Source organism: Salipiger pentaromativorans (genome assembly GCF_024721115.1).
Taxonomy (GTDB): domain Bacteria; phylum Pseudomonadota; class Alphaproteobacteria; order Rhodobacterales; family Rhodobacteraceae; genus Salipiger; species Salipiger pentaromativorans.
The window spans coordinates 162,491-170,165 of record NZ_JAMDHK010000010.1; the positions used below are offsets into that span (position 1 = coordinate 162,491).

The 7,675-nt window shown below is 63.8% G+C and carries 6 protein-coding genes and 2 pseudogenes; 1 reads left to right on the forward strand and 7 read right to left on the reverse strand.

Going from position 1 to position 7,675, the window contains the following annotated elements:
• Positions 1–87: 87 nt before the first annotated feature.
• Positions 88–1,102, forward strand: a pseudogene (locus tag M4578_RS15730) (IS3 family transposase); the annotation flags it as partial.
• On the opposite strand, the pseudogene M4578_RS15735 reads toward M4578_RS15730, so the two are convergent.
• The 7 genes and pseudogenes from M4578_RS15735 to M4578_RS15765 all read right to left on the reverse strand — a co-directional run.
• A pseudogene (locus tag M4578_RS15735) lies at positions 1,090–1,317 on the reverse strand (SMC-Scp complex subunit ScpB); the annotation flags it as partial. The pseudogenes M4578_RS15730 and M4578_RS15735 overlap by 13 nt on opposite strands.
• A gap of 30 nt (positions 1,318–1,347) precedes the next feature.
• Positions 1,348–1,650 carry a DUF1403 family protein gene (locus M4578_RS15740; RefSeq protein ID WP_258094239.1) on the reverse strand — a complete coding sequence of 101 codons (303 nt, stop codon included), beginning with the start codon at positions 1,648–1,650 and terminating at the stop codon, positions 1,348–1,350.
• A gap of 97 nt (positions 1,651–1,747) precedes the next feature.
• Positions 1,748–2,107, reverse strand: coding sequence for a DUF1403 family protein (locus M4578_RS15745; protein WP_258094240.1), 360 nt, complete (start codon positions 2,105–2,107; stop codon positions 1,748–1,750).
• Positions 2,108–2,758: 651 nt separating this feature from the next.
• Positions 2,759–3,985 carry a plasmid replication protein RepC gene (gene repC / locus M4578_RS15750; protein WP_258094241.1) on the reverse strand — a complete coding sequence of 409 codons (1,227 nt, stop codon included), beginning with the start codon at positions 3,983–3,985 and terminating at the stop codon, positions 2,759–2,761.
• A 179-nt stretch (positions 3,986–4,164) separates the two neighbouring features.
• Positions 4,165–5,172: a plasmid partitioning protein RepB gene (repB, locus tag M4578_RS15755; protein WP_258094242.1), complete on the reverse strand. Its 1,008-nt coding sequence runs from the start codon at positions 5,170–5,172 to the stop codon at positions 4,165–4,167.
• Positions 5,169–6,383 carry a plasmid partitioning protein RepA gene (gene repA / locus M4578_RS15760; RefSeq protein ID WP_258094243.1) on the reverse strand — a complete coding sequence of 405 codons (1,215 nt, stop codon included), beginning with the start codon at positions 6,381–6,383 and terminating at the stop codon, positions 5,169–5,171. Before repA ends, repB begins: the two co-directional genes overlap by 4 nt.
• Positions 6,384–6,648: 265 nt before the next feature.
• Positions 6,649–7,675: HipA domain-containing protein (locus tag M4578_RS15765; RefSeq protein WP_258094244.1), on the reverse strand; the 1,027-nt coding region annotated here is incomplete at its 5' end.

A 7,675-nucleotide genomic window follows, 5' to 3' on the forward strand; every position in this document is an offset into this window, starting at 1 on the left:
CTCCATGCAATATTCTGTTTTCATACAGAATTTGCACTTAGGATGTGAATCCACCGACAATCGGCCCGGTATCGCAGAAGGTGTTCTATGTGCAACGGGAAACGACCGACGACGGAGTTTCGGCGTGAAGCGGTGCGACTGGCGCTGACAAGCGGGCGTACACGAGGAGAGATCGCCGACGATCTCGGTATCGGCCTATCTACGCTGACGCGGTGGGTGAGGCAGGATCGAGATGCAGACGAACCTTTGGAGGACGATCCCGATCTGCGGGCGGAACTGAAGCGGCTTCGCTGGGAGAGCGCGGTGCTCAAGCAGGAGCGCGATATCTTAAAAAAGGCTGCAGCGTTCTTCGCGAAAGACGCAAGTCGATGAGCTTTGCCTTCATCGAAGCGGAGAAGGCCAGCTTTCCCATCCACCGAATGTGCGATGTCCTGGGCGTTAGCCAGAGCGGGTTCTTCGCCTGGCGCGACCGTCCGGCTTGCCGACGCCAACGGTAGGACATCATCTATCTCGCGCATATCCGCACGGACTTCGCCATGTCGAACGGCACCTATGGCAGCCCGCGGATGCACCGGGATCTCATCTACGACGGCCACCGGATCGGGCGCCACCGAACGTCCCGGCTGATGCGGGAGAATGGCCTCGTGGCCCGTCAAAAGCGGCGGTTCAAGCGAACCACGGACAGCGAACACGCCTGGCCTGTCGCCCCAAACCTGCTCGGTCAGGACTTCGAAGCCGAGCAGCCGGGCGCAAGTGGGGGGCCGACATCTCCTACATCTGGACGTCGCAGGGCTGGCTCTACCTTGCGGTCGTGCTCGACTTCCACTCGCGGCGGGTCGTTGGATGGGCAACGAGTGACCGACTAAGGCGCAGCCTCGCCGTCGAGGCTCTGCGGCGCGCCATTGCGAACCGCGACCCTGCGCCGGGGCTGGTCCAGCACTCCGATCGCGGCAGTCAGTATTGCTCTGTCGACTATCAGGTCGTGCTCCGAAAACGCGGCATCCTGATCTCGATGAGCGGCAAGGGGAATTGCTACGACACCTCGATGGTCGACACGTTCTTCAAGACCATCAAGTCGGAACTGATCTGGCCGGTCGCCTGGACCAGCTCGTAAGGGCGACCGGCCAACTCGACCTGAATGTCCTCGATCAGCATCTCGACCGAGGCCCCCTGCCCCACCACGCGGCCCAGATCCTAGCGACCGACCGGCAAGGCACTGGCGAAGAGCACCGCCTCGATCCGTCCCATCCATTCGCGCCAACGTAGTTCTTGCGGGAGGTCTTCAAGTTCTCGATCAATGGCGGCGGCGCCCTCAATCCGCCGGCTTACGTTTTCGAGTCGCCGTTGTCATGGCCCGATCCCGTAGAGACGGAAGGTCGGCCGCCCGGTCAGCTCCCGCGCGACACCCATCTCGACCAGTCGATCGCAGAACCGCCGCGCAGCACGGTCCGTCATCGGAATGATGGTGCCGCGTATGCACGGTGACAGCATCGACGCAGGTGCCACGGTATCTTCGGTCAGGAACAAATCGACCGCAGCATCCGATCCTTTCGCGCGGAGCTTTGGCGCAATGGCTCGAAGCGCTTCCGCATGGCGGGCAAGATCTCGTGCCAACCGGATCGTCTCTTCGATGGATTCGAGAATCCGCACCTAGACTGCAAGCTGGGGCCCCTTAACTTGCAGTCTAGGTCGCGCAGCGCCGTCTTTGTCAAACGCTGAGCAGTGACAGGCAACACGGTCTTCCAGTTCAGCCCCGAGCCAGGATGATGTCCGACAGCAGGCAGGCGACCCGCTCCGCCCGGTTGTCCACGTCGAGCACAGGGCGCAGGCCCGCCGAGCCGCCAGCCAGCGACCCTAGGGTTCGTGCACGTTCTTGCCCGGCGTCTAGCCAGCAAGCCACATCCTCCGAGCGATCGGGCCCGATCAGGTTTGCGATTTCGCCGGGTCTGTTCAGCCGAAGCCGCACCGTGTCGCGCCAGAACGCCGGCAGATGGCCATCGGGTCCCCGCGCCTCGCTCGGCGGCGTCAGATCGTAGGCATCGCGGATATCTGCTTCCCGCGCCAGCCGCCCTTCCAGTTTCGACGTCGCATTTGCCGAGCTCAGCACGAGCCGGTTCGCAAGCAGTTTGACCGGCAGCCATGCCGCTCATCGTTGATTAGCTGGTCGAGCAATGTCAGCGCCACCCCGGACCTAAATGCCACAGTTTCAAGGGTTTCCTCGCGCCCGTAGGTGACCCAGCCGGGTAACTTCGGTAGGCTGGGCAGCAGGTCGTCGGAGATCATGGCGGGCTGGTATATCATGCCGCAAGACTAACCCCTCGCGGCGCTTTCGACTACGGCATGATGCACAAACCGCCCCACCCTGCCGCTCATTTCTATGTCCAATAAGGCCTCTTAACCGGCATATATGGTCAGGCTCCACGACACGTCTGAAAGCAACTAGAAATCGTGCGATAAGGTGTCAAACAAGTCGTTGTTCAACAGGACAACGAAAGTGATCTTGCCTCGGTGACGAGCCTATCAGTGTGCGATCCTGACTCGCCGGTTTCGGCACATTCCGCCAGCGGGTGGATGAGGCTCGCGACGTGGCGCCTTACTTGGTCTTGATCTCACCAATCTGGCTTTTGGGCCCCTTCCCTTTCCGTTGGGTCGCTGTGATTGAACGCGGGTTGAAAGGGCTGACTTCACCCTGCATCACTCAGACCCCGTGACGTTCACAGGTGTGAACCTTTGCGCATGTTCACACCTGTGAACTTGGTCAGGCGGCGGATTTGCGGCAAAGGGCTGTCACCATTGGACCGGTGGAGAACCGGCCCTCCGAGGCCATCTTTGCGAGATGTCGCAGATATGCGCCCGGTGAGCGGATCTCGGAAAAGCGCTCCAGCATCGCGGCCAACGCGATGGAGGCTTGGTCTCGGCCCATTTTCAGTACGGCCTCCTCCCAACAGGCGGTCGAGATGCCCATCATCGGGTAGAGGCGCTGTGCGGCGGCAATCATATCGGGCCAGTCGCGAATGGGTTCGGGGCTGTAGCTCTGGAATTCTGCGCAAACAGATAGAACCATTCGTAAAGGAGGCGTGCGTTGCTTTGGCAACGGAACGACCGTTCCCGATGTCACGACCTTTCTTTGCGTATCTCGAGGCGCGGGGCTGTCCTCAGACGAAATCGGATCATCTTCATTGCTCTTTTCAGATTCAAAAGAGTCTTTATTTGAATTCTGATAGTGCTGCTCAATCTGGTCGTCATTGCTGCTCAGATCTTCTGTTTTCACGAGACCGAGGGCGCGTTGCGCGGCGGTCAATGCGTCGTTCAGTGCCGTCTGAATCGCTGTCAGCTTGTCTTCGTCGAGCTTGCGCCGCAGGGCTCGGGCGGTGAGCCGGGCCAGATCGTCATAAGCGTCCCAGGGCGCGGCGCCGGGGTGTTCCAAGGCTCCGAACTCGGTGAGGGCGGCAAGGTCGCGGCGCATCAGGCTGACGATCTCGCGCAGATGCCGGAGCCGGGCATCGCGGGCCTTCAGCCGGTCGGCGGCGTCCTGGAACTCGGCAAAGCGATGCGCGAGCGGGGTCAGGTCGAACCCGTAGGCGACCTTGGTTCCGGCGAGGCGGCGGGCGTAGCGTTTGCCGTTCGGGCTGTCGCGGCGCAGGAGGATGCCGGCGGCGACGAGATGGCCGAGATGGCGTCGCATGGTCGAGCAGGGCATGCCGTTCAGCCGCTCGCAGATCGAGGCGTTGGACGGGTAGACCACCGGGGCGCCGGCGCTCGGGTCGAGCCGGGTCTCGGGGTGAAAGCTGATAAGCGCCTGCAACACCGCGAGGTCGCGATCCGAGAGACCGTAGAGTTCGCGCGCGGCGGAAAGGCTGCGCAGGGCCTGCCATTTGTCGATGGCGGGGCAGGGGGTGGTTTCCGCGTCGCGGTGCCGGAGGCTGGCCTGCAATTGGCCAGCCTCGAGCGTCCGCCCGAAAGGCGTGATGGGTCGATAGTCCATGAATTTATCACGAAGACAAAAAAATCCCGGTCCGCGAATCACTTTGGACTTGCGGGGAGCGTTGCCGACCACTAGCTTGAGAGTGCGAAAAACAAGTCTGGGTCTCGTGAAGCGCCGTCTTTGCGGGACCTTTTCTTTTGCCTGTGCCGTGCCTCCTTTTTTGGTTTTGCTGCTCTTCCTCAGTCTTCCGCCCGGGTTCTCCAGCGGGCGTGAAGCTCTTCGATCACCTCTTGCGCCTCGGCTTCGAGCCAGTCGGCAAAGCCGGGTTCGTCCAAGTCGATGGCGAGGCCCTTGGCGGTGCGTTTGACGCTGCCAGCCTTGCGGCCACCGATGGTGATCGGATGTTTTGCGGGCGCGGATTTGCCCGTGCTCTGCACGGCGCTCCGGCGCGGGGCAGGGGAGGCGCTCACCGCTTTCAGCACCGCCTCGAAGGCGGCGACGGAGACATCCTCGGGCACGGGCTCCTGCCGCACCAGGGCGGTTTCCGCATCGGTATGCACGCGCTCGGCCAGAGCGGCGAGTTCGGCGCGGTCGGCGCCGGTGTCGTCGATGGCGCGCGACAGGGCCTCCCAGCGCGGGCGCCCGATGCCATGTGCGGCGCCGATCGCCTCGATCAGCTCGCGCCCGACGCTGCCGGCGATGGCCATGGCCATGGAGACGGAGGATTTCGTCACCGTCAGAACCTCGGCGACGCGGGCCTGGTTGCCGAAGCCCGATTCCACCAGCTCCTGCGCGAAGAGCGCCTTTTCGATATAGGAGAGATCGCGCCGGGCCATGTTCTCGGAGATCTGCGCCTGCATCGCGGCGCTGTCGTCGAGACTGGCCACCAGCGCGCGGACCTTGGTCACGCTGTCGGACTGGCGGATCGCCTCGAGCCGGCGGCGGCCATAGACCAGCTGATAGCGGTCGGGCTCGCTCGGGTGGCGGCGCACCAGGATCGGCACGGTCTGGCCGTTCTGCTCGATGGCGTGGCGGAGGTCGAGCACATCCGCCGGGTCGAGCCGGTCGCGCAGGCGGTCGTCTTCGATGGCGCCGGGGTCGAGCTCCCAGACATGGTGGCTGTCAACCGCGTTGCGCGCCGAGCGCAGGGCGCGGTTGGTGGACATCATCGACGGCGCGGCGCTGCCGGCTCCGGCGGCGGCGAGACTGTCGAGCATGGACATACGTTTCTTGCGGGTATCGGTCATTTGCGTCCCCATGTCGCCTGAATCAGCGCGGCGATCTCATCGTTGACCGCATTCAGGCTTTCGATGGCGCGGTCATAGGTGGACCGGGTGAAGGCCGAGCGTTCGACCTCGTAGAGTGTCTGTTTGGTCAGCCCGGCATCCGAGATCGCGGTGGATTTCAGCATCGGCGCGTTCAGCACCTTCTCGCCATACATGGTCCGCAGAAAGGCGACGATCCGGTTTTGAGGGGCGTCGGTGGGTTCATACCGCGTTAGCAGATAGCGCATCCAGTCGTGCTTCATGTCGGCGCCGGATTCGGCGATCACGTCCATGAGGTCGGCGGTCATGCGCAGGAATTGCGACATCGACATCACGTCGAGCATCTCGGGGTGGATGGTTACCAGCACTCCAGTGGCGGCGGAGAGCGCCGACATGGTGAGAAAACCGAGCTGCGGCGGGCAGTCGATCACCACCACGTCATAGTCGGAATCGACCTGGGACAGAGCCTCTTTCACCCGGAAAAAGAACAGCCCGGCATTGCCCTGCGCCAGCGCGCGCGGGGTCTCGTGCTCGAATTCCATCAGTTCGAGATTGCCGGGGATCAGGTCGAGCCCGGGGATATAGGTCTTGCGGATGACGGTGGAGATCGGCGCCGGATCGTCGTAGCGGATGGCGTCATAGAGCGTGCCGCCGTCGGTCAGGTCGTATTCCGGCTGCACGCCGTGCAGGGCGGTGAGCGAGGCCTGCGGATCGAGGTCGATGGCCAGAACGCGGTAGCCGAGCAGAGCCAGCCGCTGCGCCAGATGTGCAGAACTGGTGGTCTTGCCCGATCCGCCCTTGAAGTTCATCACGCCGATGACCTGCATGCGGTCGATATATTTCTGGTCGCTCCCTTCCGGGGCGAGGCGCCGTCCGGGCAGGTAATCCCCGGGCTTGCGGGCGGTTTTCTCGAGAAGCTCGCGGAGCTCTTTGATGTCCTGGACGGAATAGAGCCTGCGATTGCCCGGCGTCAGCTCGGGCGAGGGGCCGCGGCCTTCGAGATGGAGCTTGCGCAGATAGCTGTCGTTGACGCCCAGCATCGCCGCCGCCTCGCCGGAGGTGAACTTGCGCATGGTTTTCGACGCATCGGGGGGAAACAGGCTCTCTCCCTGCGCGTGGAGCTGGGTGGCGAGCATTTCGGAATGCTCACGGATAACGGTATTGAGGTCTTCCTGAACGAAGAAATCTTCCATCTGCTCCTGCCGCCTCTCGCGTCTTGCGCGCGTGTGTGTCTTGTCGTTTCATCACGCCGGGTTCCGGAACGGTCGGTTGTGTCACCGCTTCGTGTTCACGGAAATTGGCGTGTTCGGACGCTTTTCCGTGACTATTGGCGAAATCGCCGGATTCGTGCAAGAGTTTTCCACAATATTCGGTGGATAGAGTCTGCAGCCCCTGCCAGGGATGGGGGCTTGCGCGCACCCAGCTGACGGCGCATGCGCCGGGAAGGGTGTCTTTGTGTCAGTCTGCGGTCAGCCGACCGAGGATGCGCAGCGCATTGCCTTCCAGCGCCTCCGCCGCCTCGGCGACATAGCCGGAGGCCGCGCCTTGCATCTGCGCGACGGTGCCGGTCGTGGCGATCCGGGCGGCGACCATCCGGTCGACCATATCCACGATGCGGTTTCTGAGTACGCTGGCGCGCATGCCCGCATCTCCGGCGATCCGTTCCCAGTGGCGCGGGGCGAGATCGCCGGGCCGCCGTGCCTTGCCCGCCAGCTTTTGGGCATAGGTCTGGACGACCCTGGGCCCGCCGCCGCGCCCGTCCCAGGGCAGGACGGTCGAGACATCGTAAAGCGGGGCCAGCCCGGGCAGTGCGTTCAGCGGAAAGAGCAGGCTGTAATTCTTGGCGTGGGCGTCGGTATTGGCGACCAGGACGTTGAACAGCACCTGATCGAGAAGCGCATCGCCAATGGGCTGCGCCAGCCTGTGCCGCGTGGCAAAGAGCTGCGCGAGGGTCAGTCCCGGCAGGCTGCCGCGTTCGTATTTGCGCCCCGGCGGCAGGCCGTTGGCCTGGGCGAAATCCTCCTGATGCACGCGGCGGATGCCGCCTGCGGCCGTGAGGGCGCGATCATAGCGCAGCACGCAGATCGCGGCGCGGTCCTGCGCCGAAAGGATGCAGGCGCGTGCGGTGTCGATGCCGATGGCTGTGGCGAGATGCAGGCAGTAGGTTTCGTTTTCGGTGAGGCCCGGCAGGCGCGGATTGTCGGGCTTGAGGATGACGGTCGAGGGCGCGCCGTTCAGGGGAACGGCCAGCGCGTCGCCCTCGCGGGGCAGCCGCAGAACGGGGGTGCCGTCCGGCGCCAGAACCGCCAGCGCGGTCTTTTTCTGCCCGCCGGCCAGCGACAGGCGCACGCCCTCTTCACCGGCGAGGAAGGGGCGCTGTTCGAGATCGTCGAAATGACGGGCCAGGGCGCGTTGCGGGTCGGGGTCGTCATAGAACGCAGTCAGCGGAACGTAAGACCAGCGCTCGGGGTCGGGCGGCGCGCCG

Excerpts from the sequence above, each read along its gene's own strand:
- repB (WP_258094242.1), bottom strand. The coding sequence starts at position 5,172 with ATGACCGATACCCGCAAGAAACGTATGTCCATGCTCGACAGTCTCGCC.
- repC (WP_258094241.1), bottom strand. The coding sequence starts at position 3,985 with ATGGACTATCGACCCATCACGCCTTTCGGGCGGACGCTCGAGGCTGGC.
- repA (WP_258094243.1), bottom strand. The coding sequence starts at position 6,383 with ATGGAAGATTTCTTCGTTCAGGAAGACCTCAATACCGTTATCCGTGAG.